Annotated in this window: 16 protein-coding genes and 2 pseudogenes; 4 read left to right on the plus strand and 14 right to left on the minus strand. The window is 66.4% G+C overall.

Annotated features, from left to right (window positions below; genetic code table 11):
• Window positions 1–197: 197 nt before the first annotated feature.
• The 3 genes from ACWEKS_RS39315 to ACWEKS_RS39325 are packed head-to-tail and all read right to left on the minus strand — an operon-like array spanning window position 198 to window position 1,327.
• On the minus strand, window positions 198–665 hold the full coding sequence (locus ACWEKS_RS39315) for an SRPBCC family protein (protein WP_452344806.1): 468 nt from the start codon (window positions 663–665) through the stop codon (window positions 198–200).
• A complete protein-coding gene (locus ACWEKS_RS39320) occupies window positions 665–922 on the minus strand; it encodes an acyl carrier protein (protein ID WP_354844502.1) in 258 nt (85 codons plus the stop codon). Before ACWEKS_RS39320 ends, ACWEKS_RS39315 begins: the two co-directional genes overlap by 1 nt.
• Entirely contained in the window at window positions 923–1,327 is a 405-nt protein-coding gene (locus ACWEKS_RS39325) for a TcmI family type II polyketide cyclase (RefSeq protein ID WP_452344807.1), read from the minus strand.
• 276 nt (window positions 1,328–1,603) lie between these two features.
• On the opposite strand from ACWEKS_RS39325, the gene ACWEKS_RS39330 reads away from it, so the two are divergent.
• Window positions 1,604–7,072 (plus strand): ATP-binding protein, encoded by a 5,469-nt coding sequence (locus ACWEKS_RS39330; RefSeq protein ID WP_452344808.1) that lies wholly within the window; start codon window positions 1,604–1,606, stop codon window positions 7,070–7,072.
• A gap of 19 nt (window positions 7,073–7,091) precedes the next feature.
• Here the strand turns inward: ACWEKS_RS39330 and ACWEKS_RS39335 are convergent, their stop codons facing one another.
• The 3 genes from ACWEKS_RS39335 to ACWEKS_RS39345 all read right to left on the minus strand — a co-directional run bounded on the left by ACWEKS_RS39335 (window position 7,092) and on the right by ACWEKS_RS39345 (window position 11,707).
• On the minus strand, window positions 7,092–9,368 hold the full coding sequence (locus tag ACWEKS_RS39335) for a serine/threonine-protein kinase (protein ID WP_452344809.1): 2,277 nt from the start codon (window positions 9,366–9,368) through the stop codon (window positions 7,092–7,094).
• Between the two features lie 154 nt (window positions 9,369–9,522).
• On the minus strand, window positions 9,523–10,482 hold the full coding sequence (locus tag ACWEKS_RS39340) for an amidohydrolase family protein (protein WP_452344810.1): 960 nt from the start codon (window positions 10,480–10,482) through the stop codon (window positions 9,523–9,525).
• Between the two features lie 76 nt (window positions 10,483–10,558).
• On the minus strand, window positions 10,559–11,707 hold the full coding sequence (locus ACWEKS_RS39345; RefSeq protein WP_452344811.1) for an amidohydrolase family protein: 1,149 nt from the start codon (window positions 11,705–11,707) through the stop codon (window positions 10,559–10,561).
• Window positions 11,708–11,806: 99 nt separating this feature from the next.
• Between ACWEKS_RS39345 and ACWEKS_RS39350 the strand changes: the two genes are divergently transcribed.
• A complete protein-coding gene (locus ACWEKS_RS39350; protein WP_452344812.1) occupies window positions 11,807–12,454 on the plus strand; it encodes a TetR/AcrR family transcriptional regulator in 648 nt (215 codons plus the stop codon).
• On the opposite strand, the pseudogene ACWEKS_RS39355 reads toward ACWEKS_RS39350, so the two are convergent.
• The 7 genes and pseudogenes from ACWEKS_RS39355 to ACWEKS_RS39385 form a co-directional block, all read right to left on the minus strand.
• A pseudogene (locus ACWEKS_RS39355) lies at window positions 12,408–12,710 on the minus strand (4-hydroxy-2-oxovalerate aldolase); the annotation flags it as partial. The gene ACWEKS_RS39350 and the pseudogene ACWEKS_RS39355 sit on opposite strands and share 47 nt — an antisense overlap.
• A 20-nt stretch (window positions 12,711–12,730) precedes the next feature.
• A pseudogene (locus tag ACWEKS_RS39360) lies at window positions 12,731–12,928 on the minus strand (2-keto-4-pentenoate hydratase); the annotation flags it as partial.
• Window positions 12,929–12,934: 6 nt separating this feature from the next.
• Window positions 12,935–14,689, minus strand: a complete 1,755-nt coding sequence (mhpA, locus tag ACWEKS_RS39365; RefSeq protein ID WP_452344813.1) for a bifunctional 3-(3-hydroxy-phenyl)propionate/3-hydroxycinnamic acid hydroxylase MhpA — start codon at window positions 14,687–14,689, stop codon at window positions 12,935–12,937.
• On the minus strand, window positions 14,686–15,714 hold the full coding sequence (locus ACWEKS_RS39370; RefSeq protein ID WP_452344814.1) for a VOC family protein: 1,029 nt from the start codon (window positions 15,712–15,714) through the stop codon (window positions 14,686–14,688). The genes mhpA and ACWEKS_RS39370 overlap by 4 nt, the downstream gene beginning before the upstream one ends.
• 2 nt (window positions 15,715–15,716) lie before the next feature.
• Window positions 15,717–16,580, minus strand: coding sequence for an alpha/beta fold hydrolase (locus ACWEKS_RS39375; RefSeq protein ID WP_452344815.1), 864 nt, complete (start codon window positions 16,578–16,580; stop codon window positions 15,717–15,719).
• Between the two features lie 174 nt (window positions 16,581–16,754).
• Window positions 16,755–16,928, minus strand: a complete 174-nt coding sequence (locus tag ACWEKS_RS39380; protein ID WP_452344816.1) for a hypothetical protein — start codon at window positions 16,926–16,928, stop codon at window positions 16,755–16,757.
• A 133-nt stretch (window positions 16,929–17,061) separates the two neighbouring features.
• Window positions 17,062–18,579: a flavin-containing monooxygenase gene (locus ACWEKS_RS39385; RefSeq protein ID WP_452344817.1), complete on the minus strand. Its 1,518-nt coding sequence runs from the start codon at window positions 18,577–18,579 to the stop codon at window positions 17,062–17,064.
• 342 nt (window positions 18,580–18,921) lie between these two features.
• Here ACWEKS_RS39385 and ACWEKS_RS39390 point away from each other — a divergent pair, with 342 nt between their 5' ends.
• A complete protein-coding gene (locus ACWEKS_RS39390) occupies window positions 18,922–19,929 on the plus strand; it encodes a hypothetical protein (RefSeq protein WP_452344818.1) in 1,008 nt (335 codons plus the stop codon).
• 175 nt (window positions 19,930–20,104) lie between these two features.
• Here the strand turns inward: ACWEKS_RS39390 and ACWEKS_RS39395 are convergent, their stop codons facing one another.
• The gene (locus ACWEKS_RS39395; protein WP_452344819.1) at window positions 20,105–20,749 is read right to left on the minus strand and encodes a TetR/AcrR family transcriptional regulator; all 645 of its coding nucleotides are present in this window, start codon (window positions 20,747–20,749) and stop codon (window positions 20,105–20,107) included.
• A 218-nt stretch (window positions 20,750–20,967) separates the two neighbouring features.
• Between ACWEKS_RS39395 and ACWEKS_RS39400 the strand changes: the two genes are divergently transcribed.
• Window positions 20,968–21,198 (plus strand): hypothetical protein, encoded by a 231-nt coding sequence (locus ACWEKS_RS39400; RefSeq protein ID WP_452344820.1) that lies wholly within the window; start codon window positions 20,968–20,970, stop codon window positions 21,196–21,198.
• Window positions 21,199–21,225 lie beyond the last annotated feature (27 nt).

The raw sequence follows: 21,225 nt of genomic DNA on the forward strand, positions 1-21,225 counted from the left end.
AACGTGGCAACTCCGGTGAAACCAGACGTACTGCCAACGGTTTTCGGACTCAGCACAGTCCTGATTTCACCGCCCCGGCGACGGTCTGCGGGCAGATCGGAAACATCGATGCGAGCCGGCGGCAACTTCGTCATAGTCAAAATTCCTCTCGATGAGTGATGCGACATGGTGGATTCGGGGGCTTGTTGGTGTGGCGGTCAAGCACGCGGCGGCGCGCCGACGAGATGTCCTTCGACCTTTTCCTTGATGAGCTGCATCTGGATCACGCTGTTGGTATTGATGCGATCGGTCATGCCGGCGTCGTCGATCGGCGCGCCCGGACGCATGTGAAAGTCCTGCACCCAGGTCATCCGGGTGCCCGATCCGGACTCGGCATAACTCCAATGGATCTGCATGTACTCGAACGGCCCGGTCTCCACCCGATGTGCGTCCACGGTCCGATTCACCCGATCAACGGTCCGCTCACTGACCCAGCTCCACACCTGCCCCGCCTCGTCGGGATGCATCGTCAGCCGGAAACGAACCGTGTCACCCTCCTCCGCGAGAACATCGACAGCGGCATACTCGGAGAACAAATTCGGCCAGGACCGAACATCATTGGTCGAATCCCACACCACCTCGAGTGGCGCATCGATCAGTATCGAATTCTCTGTGTGTCCCGACATCACGCAACCTCCTTGATAAAAGCGAACTCGACGAACCGAACCACGTCACCACCGGTCATCCCGAGCAGTTGAGCAGGCAACCTGACATCGAAGTCACGTTCCACGACACTCTGAATCTCGAAGACCGCCAACGAATCCACACCGATCTCCTCCAGAGTCAGCGCGTCCGCCCTCTCCAACTCCTCCGGCCCGATGTCGACCCCGACATGCTCGTCCAAGATCGCGCGCAACGTCTCGATGGTGAATACATCCGACATTTACTTCTCTTCCTTCCCTCGTGTAGTGAAACCCGAAGCCGATCGGTTCGGGATCTCCAGCCTCGGACCGGATTCCGGTGTCCAGCTGTAGAACATGCGAGCCCGCGCATCCTCCGGCGATTGCCAGTTCGCGAGGTAGGGCGAAACGAACTCGCGCAACCGCGCACTCACCCGGGCGAACTCCGGATGCCGCGCAGCCCTGCCAATCGCGGCGCCACCGGGCTCCTCGGTCTCCACCAAGTGCACATACAGATCATCCAAAGCCCACAGCTCACGCCGGGTCACACCCGCAATCCCCGGTAGATCCGTCAAAGAATCAGATTCCGCGAAGATCTCGCCAACGTTGGAAATAGCATCCGGACGTACGTGAGCCACGATCAGCGAACGATGAGGTTGAAATACCATCGGCCTTCTCCTACTTGAGCTTTGGTGGGGAACATGGAACCCGGTATCTGTCTTTTCGGGGTACAACGAACCTACGAGTTGAGACCGGTCGGTATCCATCACCCTCGAGGCCCTCCGACTCGTCCCCAGGGTGATGACAATCAACACCTGAGGTGATGTCCGGCGGTGGGACACTTTTTGATGACTCTCTCGGTGCCGTTGCGCGCCACACCGTCGAAGCGGTGTTAACAATGAATGCCGACGACGCGATTCGCCGACACGAGAATGGACGGAGAAATGATCCAGCGGATTGCCATAGTCAATAGAGGCGAACCAGCAGTGCGTCTGATCCGGGCTGTCCGCGAGCTCAATGCCGAGTACGACCACGGGATCCGCACCATCGCCCTGCACACCCATGCCGAGCGGCGTGCGCTGTTCGTTCGCCAGGCCGACGAGACCGTCACCCTGCGGCGCAACGGCGCCACCAACCCCTACCTGGACCACGCCGAGCTCGAGCGCGCGTTGATCGAGGCCGCGGCCGACGCGGTCTGGGTGGGCTGGGGTTTCGTGGCCGAGGACCCGGTGTTCGCCGATCTCGTCAGCAAGCTCGGCATCATCTTCATCGGTCCGTCCTCGCACGCCATGCGCCTGCTCGGCGACAAGATCGAGGCGAAACTGCTGGCCGAAAAGGTCGGCGTCCCCGTCGCGCCCTGGTCCGGCGGCCCGGTCGAGACCGGCGCCGACGCCCGCAGGCACGCACACGCCATCGGCTATCCGCTGATCATCAAGGCCCGCTCGGGCGGCGGCGGCCGCGGCATCCGCAAGGTGTACGCCGAGGACGAACTGGATCTCGCGCTCGAGCGCACCCAGCGCGAGGCCGAACGTTCCTTCGGCGACCCCGTCGTGTTCCTGGAACGCCTGGTCACCGGCGCCCGCCACATCGAGGTCCAGGTGATCGCGGACAACCACGGCACGGTGTGGGCGCCCGGCGTGCGGGACTGTTCCATCCAGCGCAAGAACCAGAAGGTGATCGAGGAATCCTCGTCTCCGGTGGTGACCAAGGACGAGGCCGATCACCTGCGCAAGGTGTCCGCCGACCTGGTGAAGGCGGCCGGATACTGCGGCGCCGCCACCGTCGAATACCTCTACCAGCCCGACGAGCGGCGGTTCACCTTCCTCGAGGTGAACACCCGCCTCCAGGTCGAGCATCCGATCACCGAGGCCACCACCGGCCTGGACTTGGTCAAGCTGCAGATCCACGTGGCGTCCGGCGGCACGCTCGACGGCGAGGGCCCGTCAGAGTTCGGCCACGCGATCGAGGCCCGGCTCAATGCCGAGGACGCCGACAACGGTTTTGCCCCGGCACCCGGAAGGCTGCAACTGCTCAGGTTCCCGCTGGGCTCGGGCCTGCGGGTGGACACCGGCATCGCCGAGGGCGATGTGATCCCGCCGGACTACGACTCGATGGTGGCCAAGGTGATCGCGTGGGGCCGCGACCGCGACGAGGCGCTCGCCCGGCTGCGCACCGGGCTGCGCGAGACCACGGTCGTCGTCGAGGGTGGCACCACCACCAAGTCGTTCCTGCTGGACCTGCTGAGCCGCCCCGAGTTGATCTCCGGCGAGGCCGATACCGGCTGGCTGGATCGCACCGGCGCCGGCACCGCGGACGGCCCGACCGCGGTCGCCGATGTCGCGCTGGTGGCCGCTGCCATCGACACCTACGACACCGAGGAAGCGCACGAGCGTGCCGCCTTCCTCTCCTCCGCACGCGGCGGCCGCCCACGGGCCAGGCACGCCATCGGGCGGACGGTGGAGCTGTCCTATCGCAACCAGCCCTACACGCTGGTGGTCGGCCAGGTGGGCCCGCGGCGCTACCAGGTGAGCGGCGATTCCGGTGACCTGGAGGTCGTCGTCGATCGGCTGAGCGCCTTCGAAAGCCGCTACGCGATCGCTCACCGCCGCCATCACGTCGTCTCGGTGGCCGGGCCGACCGGCTACCTGGTCGAGGTGGATGGCGTCGGCCACCAGATCAGTCAGGACGAGGCCGGCATCGTGCGGGCGCCCGCGCCCGCGGTCGTGGTCGCGGTTCCGGTCGCCGTCGGCGACGAGGTCGAGGCCGGCGCCACCCTGGTGGTGCTGGAATCCATGAAGATGGAGACCGCGGTCCGTGCCCCCGGTCCGGGCCGGGTCCGGGAGCTCAACGCCGTGGTGAACTCGCAGGTGGATGCCGGTGCGCCGCTGCTGCGCGTGGACGCCATCGATACCTGTGACGCCCTCGGGGGCGTCGGCGAGAGCCGCCGCGTGGAGTTCGCGCCGCCGGAGCAGATCCGCGGCGACGCCCGTTCCGAGGCCTTCGCCCGGCTGGACGCCCTGAGCACCCTGCTCACGGGTTACGACGTCAGCGCCGCCCGGGCCCGCACGCTGCTCGAGGAGTACAACGAGCTGCGCAACGAGCTGTCGGGGGACGACCCCGAGCTGACCCAGGCCGAACTGGCGATCCTGACCACCTTCGCCGACGTCTGCGAGCTCGCCCGCAACCGCCCGACCATCGGCGAGAGCGAGGTGGCCGACCCCGTGCACAGCCCGCGCGAACACTTCCACTCGTTCCTGCAGTCACTCGACGTGGATGTGCAGGGATTGCCGGAGTCCTTCCGCGCCAGGCTTTCTCGCGCATTGGGACACTACGATGTGACCTCGCTCGACCGCACGCCCGAACTGGAGGAGGCGGTCTATCGCCTGTTCCTCGCCCTGCAACGGATGGACAACCAGGTACCGGTGATCGCCGGCGAACTCGAGCGCTGGCTGGCCAATGCCGACGAGCGCACCGCGGAGGTGCCCGAGCTCAGGGAGGTGCTCGACCGCCTCATCCTGGCCACGCAGTTGCGTTATCCGCTGATCGGCGACGTGGCACGGACCCTGCGCTTCCGGGTATTCGACGAGCCGCTGATCCGCGCGGCCCGCGAGGATGTGTACGACAAGGTGCGCGGTAGCCTCGCCTACCTGGCCCGGCGGCCCAGCGCCTCCTTCTACGCGCGGCGCGTCGCGGCCATGGTCGACGCCCCGGAACCGTTGACCGGCCTACTGGGGCAATACATCTCGGATCCGAACCCGCTGCTCGAGGTGATCACCCGGCAGTACTACCGGATCCACGACCTCGACGACGTGATGGCCTTCGACCGCTCGGGCCGGCACCTGGTGACCGGCACGTTCGAGCTCGCCGGGGAGCGGCTGCACCTGGTCTCCACGGTGGCCGAACATGCCGACCTGGCGGCCACGCTCGACGTCGTGGCCGACGTGGCGGGGCCGAACGTGCCGAATCTCGTTGTCGACATCTACATTTCGTGGCACGATGCGCCGGCCGACGGGGACGAGCTGTCGGCGGCGCTGCGCACCGAACTGGAAGCGCATCCGCAGTCCGGCACCTGGCGGCGTATCTCGGTGGCGGTCCTGGACGGCGACACCGCCGACGTCCGGCATGTCACCTTCCGCCGCACGGAATCCGGGCTCTCCGAAGACCTCATCATCCGTGACATGCATCCGCTCACCGGGCAGCGCTTGGACCTGTGGCGGTTGAAGAACTTCAACGGCACCCGCCTGCCCGCGCCGTCCGGCATCTATCTGTATCACTCTGTCGCCAAGCACAATCCGGCCGACGAGCGGTTCATCGCCCTCGCCGAGGTACGCGACTTCTCCGCCCAGCGGGACGAGAACGGCGAGATCGTGACCGTACCGGCGATCGAGCGCAAGATCGCGGCGTGCCTCGACGGCATCCGCCGCGCGCAGACGCAGCGTGAGCCGAAGCGGTTGGACCACAACCGGATTGCGCTGTTCGTCTGGCCGGTGATGGAGATCCCGTCCGACCGCATCGAGGTGATCGCGCGCACCATCGCGCCACTGACCCTGGGCGCCGGCCTGGAGGAGATCACCGTCATCGGCCGCCTCTCGACGGGCCCCGACGACACGATTCGCGATGTGGCGCTGCGCTTCTCATATCATTCGAGCGACGAGATCAGTTTCGCGATCACCGAGCCGCCCACCGATCCGCTGCGCCCCCTCGACGAGTACGCCCAGCGGGTGCAACGCGCCAGGGCTCGCGGCACCGTCTATCCGTACGAACTGATTCCGCAGCTGACCCGCGGTCGCGGCAGCTTCACCGAGCTCGACCTCGATTCGTCCGGAAAGCTGGGGCCGGTGGACCGCCCGTACGGCCGCAATACGGCCGGCGTGATCGTGGGGCAGGTGACCACGATCACCGACCGTTATCCCGAGGGCATGACCCGTATCGCCCTGTTCGGCGACCCGACCAAGGCGCTGGGAACCGTCGCCGGGAACGAATGCGCACGCGTGGTCGCCGCCATCGATCTCGCGGAAAGCCTCGGCGTGCCGGTGGAATGGTTCACGCTGTCCTCCGGTGCCACCATCTCGATGGACAGCGGCACCGAGAACATGGACTGGGTGTCGCGCGCATTGCGCCGGATCATCACCTTCACCCAGGGCGGCGGCGAGATCAACATCATCGTCGCGGGCATCAATGTCGGCGCCCAGCCGTATTGGAACGCCGAGGCGACCATGCTGGCGCACACCAAGGGCATTCTGGTGATGACTCCGGACAGCGCGATGGTGCTCACCGGCAAGCAGTCGCTGGACTACTCCGGTGGCGTCTCGGCCGAGGACAACTTCGGCATCGGCGGCTACGACCGGGTGATGGGCCCGAACGGCGAGGCGCAGTACTGGGCGCCGAATCTGACCGCCGCCTGCGACATCCTGTTCGCGCACTACGAGCACGCGTATGTCGCTCCGGGCGAACGTTTCCCGCGTCGGGCGGTCACCACCGATCCGGTCGACCGCGACGTGCGCAGCTACCCACACGTGCACCGCTCCAGCGACTTCAGCGTCGTCGGCGACATCTTCTCCGCCGAGCAGAACCCGGAGCGCAAGAAGCCGTTCGATATCCGCACGGTGATGCGGTCGGTGGTCGACCAGGACCACACGGTGCTGGAGCGGTGGGCGGACATGGCCGGCGCCGACACCTCGGTGGTGTTCGACGCCCATCTGGCCGGCTATCCGGTGACCGTGGTGGGCTTCGAATCCCGCACGATCCAGCGCAAGGGCTGGGTCCCGGCCGACGGCCCGGACACCTGGACCTCGGGAACCCTGTTCCCGCAGTCGTCGAAGAAGACGGCCCGCGCGATCAACGCCGCCAGCGGCAACCGGCCCGTGGTGATTCTGGCGAATCTCTCCGGTTTCGACGGCTCGCCCGAATCACTGCGCAACATCCAACTGGAATACGGCGCCGAAATCGGCCGCGCGATAGTGAATTTCGACGGCCCGATCGTGTTCTGCGTGATCTCGCGCTACCACGGCGGAGCCTTCGTGGTCTTCTCCGGCGCGCTCAACGACAATATGGAGGTGCTCGCGGTCGAAGGCTCGTTCGCCTCCGTGATCGGCGGCGCACCCGCGGCGGCGGTGGTGTTCTCCCGCGAGGTGAACAACCGCACCGCAGCGGACCCGGAAGTACGCGAGCTCGAGGCGCGGATCGCCGCCGACGGCGCCGAAAGGGCCCGGCTGCGAGTCGAACTGGCCGCCCGGCAGGCCGCGGTGCGCTCGGACAAGCTGGGCGAGGTCGCCGCCGAGTTCGAGGCGATCCACACCATCGCGCGCGCCCGCGAGGTCGGTTCGGTGCATTCGATCATCCCCGCGGCCGCGCTCCGCCCGCAGATCGTCGCGGCCATCGAGCGCGGCATGGCCGGCGCATCGGCCTCCTAGCGTCCCGCGCCGGGAGTTGTCATGCGTCCTCGATGCCCGATCGCTTCTCGACGACCCGCTCGAGGGCCCGCAGGTCGGCCTCCAGCTTTCGGAACAGCCAGTAGGTGGCCACGAACGCGAGCCCGGTGATCACGCACAGCCACAGCACCGAATCCATGATGCGCGCACGCTCGTCCTGCCCGAGGAAGCTCAATCCGGTAACCACGGCCACCAGGGGCACCGATGCCGCAATGCCGAGGTAGACCGTGCATCTGCGGCGCAGTGCGCGCAGGTGGGCGGCATCGCGAGCCGTCGTGCGGCCATGGCGCAAATAGATCGGGTACACGCAACGGACGATGTAGAACGTCTGCACGAAGAACGTGTAGGAAACCGCGAACGCGGCACACACCAGCACGAACTCCACCGAATGCACCAGCAGCCGCGGCGGAAGGCGGACCACCGCGGCGAGCAGGGCCACGAACACCCCCGCGCCGATCGTCCAGAACACCAGGGTGAACATCACGTCGAAGTCGGCCCAGAACAGGGTGAACGACCGGACCCGGGCCAGCAGCGCCTCGTCGTAGCGTCTGCCCTTGCGCAGGCCGCGGGGCACCGCGATCAGATGCCGGCAAATGTAGAACCAGCTCGCGAGGGCCAGCGGCCAGGCGATCAGGTGGAAGATGTTCGTCAACCGTAAGAGCTCCGAGCGGGTGGCACCACCGGGCAAGAGCCCGCTGCCGAACTGCATGGTTTGCCCGTACAGGTAGCCCGCCGCCAGGCCGTCGGCGACCAATGCGATCAGCCACAGAATCGGGACGGGATGGCGCGAAAGCCGTGCCCGCCAACTGTTCTCCGGTGGATAGACGAGGTCACGGGCCCGCTCGTCGAGGCACAGATCGAACTGCACAGCCAATTCCGATCCGCTGCCGTAGCGGGACTCGCGATCCGGTGACAGGCAGGTCAGCAACACCTGCCGCAACGCCGCAGGGCAATCGGCGGGAACCTCGGACAGGAACCGCGGATCGATGGGACGGCGACGCAGCTCCAGCATCCGGCCCAGCGACGTCTCCGACATGCCCGCGCATTCCTCGTCGGCGAACGGGATCCGTCCGGTGAGCAGCGCCCACAACATCACCGCCAGCGCGTAGATGTCGCTGCGCGTGTCGAGGTCACCGGCCGTACCCGGAAGCTCCGGATGGCACGCTTCGAGCTGTTCGGGTGACATGTAGGCCAGCGACCCACCGAAGTACGCCAGCGGGCTGGTTCCCCGGATGTGTTGACTGAAGCTGACATTGAAGTCGGCGAGCTTGGGTATCCCGTCGGCGCTCAGCAGCACGTTCGCCGGTTTGATGTCGCGATGCAGCACCCCGCGCCCGGCGGCGTGCCCGAGCGCGTCGGCGAGCCGGCACCCCAGCCAGGCAACCGTTTCCGGCCACGTCATCGCCGCGATCCGGGCCCGCACCGCCGAATCGGTGGCACGAACCTCACCCTTGTCCTCGAGCACCCCGTCGACGGCATCGAGCAACACCCGTCCACTACGGGCATCAACCGGGGTCGACCGCAGTCGATTCAGCACATCGAGCAGCGTGCCGCCCGGCAGGTACTGCATGTAGAGCAGCTTGAGCTCGCCGTCGGCGATCAATCGCTGGTCGAAGATCCGCACGATGTACTCGTGATCCAACTGGGCAAGAGTCTCCGGCTCGGTGCCGTGATTGTGCGAGATCTTCACCGCGACCAGCCGCTGCATCGACCGCTGCCGCGCCAGATACACACGAGCGAACGCACCCTCCCCGATCATCGTCAGCAAATCGAAATCCCCCACCCTGTCACCCGGATTGATCGCCCCGAGCGCGACCTGCGCGCTCGGACGAGCGACCATCGTGCTGCGATATTCGGTCGTGTCCAGCTCGACAGGAGGCCGGCCGATCTCGGTGGCTTCGGGCTCGGCAGCCCCGGCTTGCGTCGGCTCCTCCCCCGCGACCGGCTGCGAGCCGGAGCCACGGCGGAGGGCGTGGTATTCCTCGTAGACCAGGTCCGCAGGCGGTGGGCCGCTGCGCAGTTCGGCGTACTGCTCGCAGTATTCGGCGAGACGCTTGGGAAAGTGATGCCGAACCCAGCGGTTCTCGAGGTCGACCTTGATCAGTTCCACCAGCACCGCACGCCGCTCGGCATCGGCGTCGGGCAGGTACGCCGACAGGTCAGGAGGGCACCCGGACGCGGCCCACGCCTGCTCGAATCGGGCCGCGGCCGCGGCGAGCGCCGTGCGGCTCCGTTCGGCTGGATCGATGATCAGATCCTCGAAGGGCTCATGCACCACATCGGTACCCCGAGACGTGAATCCCCGAGGTGTGGCCGCACGCGACGATCGACAACCACACCTGAATAAACGACACAGCTTCGGCGCCATCCCCTTACCGGCACCCCCAAAGCGTATCGCGCAACCATCGAGCACACACCGATACGCGAGGCCCTCAAGCCTTCAACCGGGGGAACAACGCCTCCGCGTTGCCACGGTCGATGGCCGCGCGCAGGGAGTCGTCCAGCGGGTAGTTCTCGTATTCGTGATTGATGAAGTCGACCGCGGCAGGCGGGGCGAAGGGGAAGTCGCTGCCGTAGGTGATGTGGTCGGGTTCGGCGACCGCCAGCAGGCTCGGTAGTGCCGCGGGAGAGGCGGACAGGGCGACGTCGTAGTAGAACCGCTTCAGCACGGTCGGGTCGACGGCGGTATCGTCGGCCGGAATTGGCTGCTGCGCAGATGTTTTCGCGACGAACATCGCCAAGAGGATCCGAGAGGCGATGTAGGGGACGAATCCGCCGGCGTGGGCGAGAATGAATTTGATGCCGGGATATCGGTACATGGCGCCGGACAGGATGAGACTGAGCGCCGTGCGGGTGGTGTCGAGCAGGAAGTCGGCCGCGAAGCTCGGGATGCCCGGCACCGGCTCGGCCGGCAATTCGCCCGGGTGAATGAAGACCACGCTCTCGCGCTGGTGCAGCAGTTCCAGCAGTGGCGCGAACTCCGGATCCCCGAGGTAGCGGCCATCGTTGTTCGCCAGCAGCACGATTCCGTCGGCGTGCAGGGCGTCGAGCGCGTATTCGGCCTCGGCCAGCGCGCCGTCCACGTCCGGCAGGGTCAGCGTGGCGAACAGCCCGAACCGGTCGGGTCGTCGCCGCACGATCTCCGCGCCGTATTCGTTCACCTCACGGGCCCAGGTCCGGGCTTCGGCCGTGCCTCCCAGGCAGACTCCCGGTGTGGACAAGGACAGGATGCCGGTCCGGATGCCGCGGCGATCCATGAAATCCACGGCCTCGGATTCCGACCACTGTGGTAGATCGATGCCGCCGGGACGAATTCCCCTGGCGTGCAGCAAGTCCGCGTATTTCGGCGGCACGAGGTGTTGATGAGTGTCGATGCGGTTCCCGTGTCCCACGGTTCTCCTCCTTCAGGGACGATTCACGGTCGGCGAAATATTCGGCGCGCCGCGCGGTGCGAGCCGAAGCTACGGGTCACCCGCCCACGGCCTGTGCGAGCCGGGGAAGCTGTCGTAGCGGGTTGAGCCGTTCGACCTCCATACGCTGATCGGTATCGAAGATATCGCTCAGCCCCGGGGCAGGATCATGTGTCCCCGATTGCGGGAGTGTCATGGCACTGAACGGCCAATCCGAGCCGAAGACGATGTGGTCGCGAGCGGTGACCGCGAGCACGCTCGACATGGCCGCGGCCGAGCCGCTCAGCGCCGTGTCGTAATAGAAGTTCGAGATCTGCGCTGCGGTATCCAGCAGCGAGGGCTTCGGCCACCCCTGCGGCCACATCTGCCCCACCACGGTTTCCGAGGCCACGCCGACCCGCCAGGACAGAAAGGGCAGGGTGCCCCCGGCGTGGGCGAGTTGGAAGCGAATATTCGGGTACCGCTGGGTCACCCCGGTGAGCATCATCATGGTGGCGGCACGGGTGGTGTCGAAGGTGAATTCCTCGAGGAAGTCCGGCAGCGGCAGCGCAGGTTTCGCGGTTCCGGGGATGGCCGCGGGATGGACGAAGACATACGCGCGGCGTTGTTCTAGCGCGATCATCAGCGGTTCGAAACGCGGATCGCCGAGATAGACGCCGTCGTAGGCCGACAGCAGGATGACCCCGTCCAGACGCAGGTCGTCCAAGGCGTAGATCGCTTCCTCGATGGCGGCCGGGATATCGGGCATCGGCAGCACCGCGAAGGCGCCGAAGCGGGTCGGGTCGGATTTGAAAAGCCCTGCCGCATAGGTGTTGCAATAGCGGGCCATGTCGGCGGCTTCCTTGCCGGACAGGAACGATACGCCCGGGTCGGACACCGAAAGCGCTTGCGCCTGAATGCCGTAGTAGTCCATGAACGCGATCGCGGCTTCCGGCGACCAGTCCGGCGTCGGGTAGCCACCGATGGTGAGGTGCCCGTGCTCGAGCAGTGCGGCTCGGTAGTCCGGCGGCAGGAAATGCGCATGCAGATCGATGCGGTAGGTGCCGGTGGGCGCGGGCTGCTGGGCGCGGGCAGGAACCGCCAGGTCGATCGGCACGGCCGCAGCGGTTGCCGCGGCGCCGAGCGTACCGGCGACAACGCCGCCCAGAACCCGGCGGCGGCTCATCGTCGCCGGCGGCTGCGGGAGGGATTCGCGCACTTCGTTCATCGCTTTCTGAATGGGGAATTGCGGGAAGGGAGGGCGAAATCGTGTCTGATGGATTTCTCAGATATGATTCGCATACCGTTTTCGACCGGAAGTGAGACCATGGCAGCCGAGCCCGTCACTCGAAATCGCGTCGACCGGCGGCGCGAGCGCACTCGCAACGCGCTGCTCGGCGCAGCACGAAAGTTCCTGTCGGAGGGGCGATCCGCGGTCAGCATTCAAGAGATCACCGACGCGGCCGATGTCGGTTTCGGATCCTTCTACAACCACTTCGACTCCAAGGAACAACTCTTCGACGAGGCGGTGCGCTCGGCCCTGCAGGTCTACGCCGAGCTGCGTGACGGCATCGTGGAGCTCTACGACGACCCGGCCGAGGTGTTCGCGGTCAGCTTCCGGATGACCGGGCGGCTGCAGCGGCAGATGCCGGAAATGGTGAAGGTGATCCTGCATTCCGGCATGTCGATCCTGCTGCGCGAGGAGGGCCTGGCCCCGCGCGCCCGCCGCGACATTCTCGCCGCGCAGGAGGCGGGCCGCTTCGAGCCCATGGATGCGGACATGGCGATCATGGCCGCCGGCGGCGCCCTGCTGGGCCTGCTGCAACTGCTGGACGCCCAGCCCGACGCCGACGCCGACGCCCGCACCGACGAGATGACCTTCCACCTGCTGCGCATGTTCGGCATGAACAAGCGCGCCGCGCAGAAGCTCACCAGCAGTCCGCTGCCGCAGCTGCCGCAGCTGCCGGAATCCTGAGGTCACCCGCCCGGCCGCCGATCAGGTCGGGGGCGATATCGACGATCATGTCCTCCTGCCCGCCCACCAGGCCGCGCCGCCCGGCCTCGGTGAGCACGTCGCGGACATCGACTCCATAAGTGGCGGAGGCCTTTTCGGCATGCCGCAGGAAGCTCGAGTACACGCCCGCACAGCCCAGGGCGAGCGTCTCGCGGTCGGCCTGCACCGGCCGGTCCAGCAGCAGGCGGATCAGATCGTCCGCCACGTCGGTCAGCTGGTTCAGCGCCGCCCGCCGTTTCCGGCCCGCAGCGGGTCGCCGAAGTCGCGGGCGGTGCGGGCCAGCCAGGCCAGGGCCTCGAGCGGATCCCCGAGGCAGGCGGAACCCGTTCCGGTCGAGACGATCTCGCCGTCGATCGCCATCTCGACTTCCCGCGGATCGAACTCGTCCAGGGAAAGCCGATCGGGGCCGAGCGCGAACCATCCGCTGGACGCGTTGTGATGTCATCGAGCCTCCTCGAGATGCCGATCCTGTGCCGTGAGGGGACCGAAGTGTGTTGGCGCCACTCCGATTTGACGGGTCGATCCGAGGACCTGCCGACGCAGCTCGGCGGCCAGCGGGCCGCCTCGTCCGGCCGCGGCGGCGCCGAAGACGAATCTGTCCGGGCGTAGCAGCACGAGCCCGCGGGCGCCGACGCCGGCTTTGCCGAACCACCGGGTCAACGCGCCGGTGTGGTCCTCGACGTCCGTGTGGTCGTGTCCCGCCGAGCGGCCGTCGCCCACCACGCCCTGTGGACGGCCTCCGAAGGGGTAGACGGTGATGAACCGCGTACCCAGCGCCCGCAGCGCGGCGAGGTCGTCCGCGTCGAACGCCGTGCGGGGGTCCACTCCGTAACCGAGCACCGCGAAACCGAGCCCGAGCACATCATCGAGACGCTGATGGCGGCCGTCGTAAGTGCGCACCTCCGGCTGCGGGGAAAGGGTGCCTTCGACCCCGCGCAGCCCGAGTCGATGGCGGGGCAGTCCGAGGTAGGCGTCGTTGCGGAATCGCGGTCGCGGCTTCATCTTCGCCGCGCGAATCCAGCCGCCCAGCCCGGGGACCCGCAGCGCGGTGGCGAGCGCGAGGTCTCGGCCTGCGGCCAGCAGCTTGTTGTCGATGGAGACGAAGCTCTTGTTGAACACCGAAAAGTCGATCATCGCTTTCGCATGCGGCGCGCGTTCCGATTCATAACTGTTCAGAATCGTCTGGCTCGCACCGTGTTTGATGACCGCGGTGAGCTTCCACGACAGGTTGTCCGCGTCCCGGACCCCGGAGCCCATGCCCTGGCCGACGAACTGTGGGGTCATGTGCGCGGCGTCGCCGGCGATGAGGATCCGGCCGACTCGCCACCGGTCGGCGACGACGGCGTTGAAGGTGTAGACCAGCTTGCGCAGCACCTCCACCTCGTCCGGATCGACGTAGCGAGCGATGTGGCGGCGGACGGTCTCCGGATCCTCCATCTCCTCCTTCGTCTGCGAATCGGTCAGCATGAACTCGAAGCGGTGATGCCCGCCCGGCTGCGGACAGGACACGATCGGCAGCTCGGGATCACAGACGAAATTGAAATAGGGCAGATGCCGGAACGCGTCCACGCCGTCCTTGGCCTTCAAGTCCACGACCAGCCAGCGTTCCGGGAAGCTGGTGCCGGTCATGTCGATTCCCAGTTTGGTGCGTACCACGCTGCGGCCACCGTCGCAGCCGACCAGGAACTTGGCCTGCACCCGCTCGGTGGTGCCCGCGTCGATGTCGGCTTCCTGCTTGCCGTACCCGGTACCCCGGCACTCGGCGTGCTCGACGGTGACGCCGTCAGCATCTTGGTCGAAGTCGACGACTACCCGGCCGCGGCGCACGGTCACGTGCGGATATTCACCCAGCGCGCCCTCGAGGGTGTTCTCCAGGTACGGCTGGTACAGGAAGTTCACCACCGGCCAGCTCAGTGGCCGCTCGACCTGCTTGAACTGCACGAGCACGTGGCCGTCGCTGCGTACCCATTGCACGGCGGAGTCGACGTTCATATCGGCCGCGAGTTCTGCTGCGGCACCGGCGGTTTGGAAGATCCGCATGCATTCGTCGTCGGTGTATACCGCGCGCGCGAGGCCGTAGTACTCGGGCTCGCGTTCCAGGACCAGCACGCTGACGCCACGCCGGCCGAGCAGATTGGCCAGGGTCAGGCCGCTCGGGCCGAGGCCCACGACCACCACGTCGTAGTCGGTGTTCATCGGATGCGCCCTCCTGCCAGTTCCGGCACGGTGATCTCCGGCGTGCGCACGGTGCGCAGCACCTGGCGGAGCTGGCCGAACCGGTCCAGCACCGTCTCCCCCACCGGGGTGTGTCCCCACTTGCTGATGCCCTGGTAAGTCGTGGGCTCCCAGGTGGATTCGAGTTCCGGGCCGATGATGATCGGGTTCCAGCCGACCTCGAGTTCGAAGCCCGACGGGGTCACGCTGTAGTACGACAGCTGGCGATCGTTGGTGTGCTGGCCAACCGACCACGCCATCCGGAAGCCCAGGTCCTTCACCCGCTGGAAGGAGGCGAGCATGTCATCCAACGTCACGGACTGAATATTGATGTGCTGCACCCGGGTTCGGATCGGATCGATCTTCACGCCACGCAGATTGGCGATGGCAATGGAGTGATGGCGCTCGTTGACCCGCAGGAAACGGATCTTCATCTTCAACCCGGAGACGTTCTCGTCGATGTAATCGGACAAGCGGGAGTCGAAGACGGTCTCGTAATAGCCGCGCAATGCCTCGGGCTCCCGCGAGACGATCGCGACGTGCCCCATGCCGGCCTCACCGGTCACCCAGCCGGAGCTGAGCATCCGCAAGGGCTCGGCGGTGGTCACCGGCACCGTGAAGATCTCCTGCACCATGCCTTTCGGCCCGGCGAAGCGCCACAACCGCTCCACTCCGCGCAGCGCCGCCTCGTCGGCGGTGCCCTCGGCAATCGGCACGCCGCGATCGGTGACCCGGGCGATGATGCGATCGAAGGTCTCGTGGTCATCGATCTGCCAGCCGAGTGCGGTCACGTCCTCGGCGGGACCACGCTGGACGAGGAAGCGACAGGTGTGGTCGTCGAGGCGGAAGCGCAGCCCGGCGCCCCCGAGGGCGTCGACGTGCATCCCGATCGCGTCCGCGCCGAAGCGCCGCCAATCGGCCTGCCGATTGGATTGCACGACAATGTATCCCAGATGCACCGCGCCGAAGACCGAGCCGTCCGTGTTGGGACGCAGGAACACGTTCACTGCTACGCCCCCAGAAAGGCGGTGGCCAGTGTGTTGAACAGATCCGCGCGCTCCCACTGCACCCAGTGGCCGGTGTTGGCCGCCAGGTACAGGTCGCAGTTGGGCATGGCGTCGACCAGCATGCGACCGCCCTCGGGCCGGTTCACCTTGTCGCCGGTCCCCCAGGCCACCAGCGTCGGCTGTTCGACCTTGCGCAGACGCGAGTCGCGCGTGAAATCCATGCGCAACAGGGTGCGCAGCGCCAGCGGCCCCGACGGCCGCCGCAGCGGCGGATTCGCCACCACGGCCGGATCGAGGCTGGCCTGATAACGCGCCTCGATGAGCTCCTCGGGCACCGAATCACCGTCGAACACCAGGTATTCGCGAATGAACCGGGTGAGCTTCTCCCGGCTCGGGCCACTGCCGGTGTAGTAGTTCAGCAGCTGCTGAAGTCCGGCGGTAGGCAGTGCACGCGTGGTGCCCACACCACCGGGTCCCATGAGGATCAGCCGATTGACCTTCTCCGGCCGGTCCATGGCCAGCCGCAGTGCCGCGGCGCCGCCGTACGAGTTACCGATCAGATGCGCGGAGGCGATGCCGAGCTCGTCGAGCAGCCCGCCCACCGCCTGTGCGAGATCACCGAACGGATCCGCCGGGTCGATCCACTTCGACGACTGCCCGTACCCGGGCATGTCCGGCACGATGACATGAAACCGCTGCGCCAACGCCTCGATATTGCGCGAGTAGTTCGACAACCCGGACGCCCCGGGCCCGCCACCGTGCAGCAGCACCACCGCGGCCCCGGAACCGGCCTCGTCGAAGTAGATCTGCCGTCCCCCGACCCGGACCGTCCGCCCGGTGTCGACGCCCTTGTCGATGCTTGTCATCTCCGCCTCCAGAACCGATGTTGATCAGATCATCAGTTGCGATGGCATCCGTTGTCAAGGCAATTCTGATGAGAACATCAGAAGTGCTGGATTTTGACAGATACGTCCGCATCCGGCGGTGACCGGATCCGGGAGAAGGCCGGTGGCCGTTACAAGAGCGATGTGCGCGGATCCTCACCCGGCCGGTGGCATGACCGGCCAGGCAGGAGCGAATTTCACCGCGGCAGGAGATCGTCGGAAGCCCGGGTGGCGGCAGGTCTCCAGTTCGCCGCACACGTCGTCGAGGTAGGAGGCGAGGCACTGGACGTGGAGCAGGAATTCACGGCAGGCGATGAAGCCGAAGTTCATCTGCCGCTACTGCAACGGATACATCGCGAGGTTCAGCGGTTCCCGAATCGACTACTCCAGCAACGATATTCGCGCACAACGCGAAACCATGCTGCAATTCACCCGCAGCACTGCCACCGCGAAGGATGAACGATCAACCCGTAATCGCCTGTGACGCTTCGGGTTCGATAGCTGCCGCGAAGCGGTGCTCCGCATGAGCGAATTGCAGGATGCCGTCCTCGAGTCTGTGGTGCCGGAAGGTCGGCAGGTCACGGAGGTAGTTCATTCGCAGCCGCCAGGGGGCGCGGTCGCCGCTGCTCGGGAAGTGGGCGCCGCCCCGGCGGAAGTAGCCCGGAGTGAAGTCGGGGACAAACGGTGCGCGGACTGCGTCAGGGTCGTGGACAGGCGTCACGCTGGCGTAAGCGCGCCGGTCGAGGTGGCGTAGGAGCCGGACGACGTAATCGCACACCAGATCCGCCTTGAGCGTCCAGGAAGCGTTGACGTAGCCGATGGTGAAGGCGAAGTTCGGGACGCCGGACAGCATCATCGCCTTGTAGGCCAGCCGCTTCGGGAGATCGACCGGTTCTCCGTCCACGCTCAGCGCGATGCCGCCGAATACCTGCAACTCCAAACCCGTTGCCGTCACGATGATGTCGGCGGGGACCTCGGTACCCGACGTCAACCGGACTCCCGATTCGGTGAGGGTGTCGATCCGGTCGGTGACCATCTCCACCGCACCGGTACGGATCGCCTCGAACAGGTCGCCGTCGGGCACCAGGCACATCCGCTGGTCCCACGGGTCATAGCGGGGAGTGAAGTGGGTGTCGATGTCGTATCCGTGCGGCAAGGCCGATGTTTGGCGGGCGCGCAGCCATGCCCGCGCCCGCTCGGGATACCGGCGGGAGAGTTGATAGATCGCGGTGTCGACGGCGAGGCTCTTCGCCCGCAGCACCCGGTGTGCGATTCCGCGGGGAAGAATCCTCGGTAGCCAGGCAACCCAGCGGTCGCGAGCGGGCACGGACAGCAGGTAGCTCGGCGAGCGCTGCACCATGCTCACTCGCGCCCCCAGCCGCGCCAGCGCGGGACCGAGGGTCATGGCGGTCGCGCCGGAACCCACGATCACGACTCGCTTGCCGGCCACATCCATTTCGTGCGGCCAGTGTTGCGGGTGTACGACTGGGCCCGAGAAGCATTGCCGTCCAGCAAATTTCGGCGTAAAGCCACGATCATAGCGATAGTACCCGGAGCAGCAGAACAGGAAGGACGCGGTCAGGACCACGGTTTCGCCGGTATCGGTTCGCTGCGCGCTCACCGTCCAGCGCTGGGTCGTCGACGACCATTCGGCCGCGACCACCCGGTGCCCGAATCGGATCTGCTCGCCGATTCCCTCCTCGCTCACGGTATCGCGCAGATACGTCAGGATCGATGCCCCGTCGGCGATCGACCGGTCCCCCGCCCACGGCCGGAACCGGTACCCGAGCGTGAACATGTCCGAGTCCGACCGGACGCCGGGGTACCGGAACAGGTCCCAGGTCCCCCCGATGTCGGCCCGCGCCTCGAGGATCAGGCAGCGGCGCTGCGGGAAGGCCCGCCGCAGGCGACTCGCTGCCCCGATACCGGAGAGCCCGGCCCCCACGATCAGCACATCGACATGCTCGACAGCGTCTGCCACGGTAGGAACCCTTCGATCCGGCCCACCCCCTTCGAATTACGGCAGCCTAAACGACAGCCGGCCACGCACCCGCCACGCCTACGGGCTACCGCCTGGTAGCCAGGCACACCCACCGAAGCTGCTTCTCTTCCACAGAGCAAATATTTGAATATATCTTCAATAATAGGCCCTTGCGACCGCCGGAATAATATTGACACACACGTCAATATGTGGCTAGCATCACCACATCGGCCTGGTCTGTCGATCTGCCAGCACCGCCCGCCGAGTCCATGCAGCACACAGCGACCTCCCTCAACCGGCTCGACATCCGGCGGAAGGTGCTGTTCAGAAAGGAAGACGGTGATGAACGACCCTGGCTACACGCCCGCGCCGGGCTACGGCAAGCTACTCCCCGACCCCCCGCCATTCCACGCCAGCACCTTCGGCGCGTGGTTCTTCCTGTTCTGGGCGGGCGCGGCCGTGGTGCTGATCGCCCTGCCCTGGGCCTTCAAGCGGATGATCCGGGACCGTGACAACCTGCCGATCCTCATGTTGATCTCGGGTGCGCTCACCTCGATAGGCGAGCCGATGCTCGACCACGTCGGTCACCTCCGCTGGGCCCACAACCTGCTCGGCCCCGCGTTCGTGAACTTCGATCTCCCGATTCCGGTGCTCATTCCGCCCTGCTACATGCTGTTCATGGGCCTCGAGTCGTACTGGGTGTGGCTGGTCATCCAGCGCGGTGTCGACGTGAAGCGCTTCTTCATGATGTTCGCCGCCATCGGCCTGAGCGACGCGATCATGGAACACCCCGGGCTGATGCTGAACACCTACGAGTACTACGGCCCGCAACCGCTGAAGTTCTACAAGTTCCCGTTCTACTGGTCGTTCACGAACGCGGTCGCGATCACCACCATCGCCGTTGTCGTGCATTTCGTTTGGCCGCTGGTCCGCGAAAAGGGCTGGAAGCAGATCTACATCATTCCGATCGGCCTCATCGCTACCACCGCAGGCGAATTCGGCTCCGGTTTCCCGGTGTTCCTGGCCATCAACGCGAACATCCCGACCTGGCTGCAATGGGCGATCGGCTGCCTCACCGTACCGCTGTCGCTGCTGTGGACCCGCATGCTGGCCGACCTGGTCTGCACGGAGAAGTCGGTGCCGTGGACCTTCTGGGGCCTGTTCAAGTCGCGATTCATGACGCCGAAGCAACGCGAGGCATACATGGACCGCATCGGTTGGGACGACGGATTCCGGCCGGAACTGCCGACGTGGCCGCCGAACAAGTGGCGGGCGTCCCAGGAAGCGTCGGCAGCCGGGTCATCCAACGGGCTCGCTTCGGCGGATCAAACAGCGCCAGTTCGAATCTGAGTTCGCCGTTCGACCCGAAACAGCGTGGTGTCACAACCGAAGTGGTTGCGACACCACGCTTTTCGATCATCCAGAGGAATTGCGAGGCAGTGATGGCAACAGCGAACGACGCGGCGATGGCGACGCAGTACTGACCGGCGCAGGTCGAGCGCCGCGCTTCGGCGGCGGGTAGCACCTACCAGAGTGCGCCCGCGAGCAGGTTGACGAATTGGTCGACCACCGCTTCGAGTTGCTCGTGATCTCCGACGAAACCCGCGTACATGCTCATCCCCCACATCACCGCGATCAGCATCTCCGTGATAGCGGCGAGATCCGCGTCGCGGGGCACCGCGCCCTCCGCTACCGCGTCCTCGAGTGAGGACATGATGAATGCCCGCACATCGTCGAGCTGCCCCAGCGCCCGGTCGCGAAATTCCGGGTTGCGGAAGGAGTCGAACAGCGACGCGGCGATGAACCGAGCCAGCGACCTGTCGTAGGAGTCGACCTGGACGGCGGTACGCAGAAAGGCCGAAAGGCGTTCGACCAAGCTACCTTCCAGCGCAGCCTCACCGAGCCCGACCGCCACCACGCTGTCCCGCGTCGATTCGAACAAGGTCTGATACAGCTCATCCTTGCTGTGGAAGTAATGGTTCACGTTGGTGCGCGTGACACCGGCCCGCTCCGCGATGTCCTTGAATGTCGCGCTCTCGAAGCCGACCTCGCTGAACACCTCACGCGCCGCGTGCAGGATCCGGTCCCGTGTTTCGGAACCGTTCGACCCCGACGGACGGCCCCGCCCCCTGCGCTGTGCACGCGCCGCCTCGACCACGGTTTCTGCCACCTCGCATCCTTTGAGCGCATCGATGCTGGTGAGTCTACTGGGGGTCATGCGAACGGGACCCGCGCGACCGCCCGATCAGGAACGATGGGGCGGCGCTCCAGCCGCGAAACGCTCCGCGAGTGTCACGGCGACACCCGCCGACGGCGTGCCCGTCCACAAGGGGCTGAACCGAGTATTCAATTCGTCGATCCGCGGATTATGTGCCTGGGAGCCGGGTCATGCCTCGGATTGCTCGAGCGAGGCGAAGGGGTGACTACTGGAGCCGGGCCGACTCCAAGGTTCGCGCCGTCCAGGACACCGCCGACGCGCTGCGCACCCGGGTGGTGCTCGAGGCGGTCCGGGCGGTGTTCGACGACGAGGAAGAGGCGCTCAACCATGCGCGGTGGGACATCTACCTGCTGGGGGACGTCGTCGAGCGACGAGCGGACTCCCCCGCGCAGGCGGGGTAGCCGGGGCGGCCGGTATCGCACCGGCCG

It is taken from the genome of Nocardia sp. NPDC004711 (assembly GCF_053601595.1).

Bases quoted from the DNA above. Each gene is read 5' to 3' on its own strand.
- ACWEKS_RS39315 (WP_452344806.1), bottom strand. From the start codon at position 665: ATGTCGGGACACACAGAGAATTCGATACTGATCGATGCGCCACTCGAG.
- ACWEKS_RS39320 (WP_354844502.1), bottom strand. From the start codon at position 922: ATGTCGGATGTATTCACCATCGAGACGTTGCGCGCGATCTTGGACGAG.
- ACWEKS_RS39325 (WP_452344807.1), bottom strand. From the start codon at position 1,327: ATGGTATTTCAACCTCATCGTTCGCTGATCGTGGCTCACGTACGTCCG.
- ACWEKS_RS39330 (WP_452344808.1), top strand. From the start codon at position 1,604: ATGATCCAGCGGATTGCCATAGTCAATAGAGGCGAACCAGCAGTGCGT.
- ACWEKS_RS39345 (WP_452344811.1), bottom strand. From the start codon at position 11,707: ATGAACGAAGTGCGCGAATCCCTCCCGCAGCCGCCGGCGACGATGAGC.
- ACWEKS_RS39350 (WP_452344812.1), top strand. From the start codon at position 11,807: ATGGCAGCCGAGCCCGTCACTCGAAATCGCGTCGACCGGCGGCGCGAG.
- mhpA (WP_452344813.1), bottom strand. From the start codon at position 14,689: ATGAACACCGACTACGACGTGGTGGTCGTGGGCCTCGGCCCGAGCGGC.
- ACWEKS_RS39375 (WP_452344815.1), bottom strand. From the start codon at position 16,580: ATGACAAGCATCGACAAGGGCGTCGACACCGGGCGGACGGTCCGGGTC.
- ACWEKS_RS39380 (WP_452344816.1), bottom strand. From the start codon at position 16,928: ATGAACTTCGGCTTCATCGCCTGCCGTGAATTCCTGCTCCACGTCCAG.
- ACWEKS_RS39390 (WP_452344818.1), top strand. From the start codon at position 18,922: ATGAACGACCCTGGCTACACGCCCGCGCCGGGCTACGGCAAGCTACTC.
- ACWEKS_RS39400 (WP_452344820.1), top strand. From the start codon at position 20,968: ATGCCTCGGATTGCTCGAGCGAGGCGAAGGGGTGACTACTGGAGCCGG.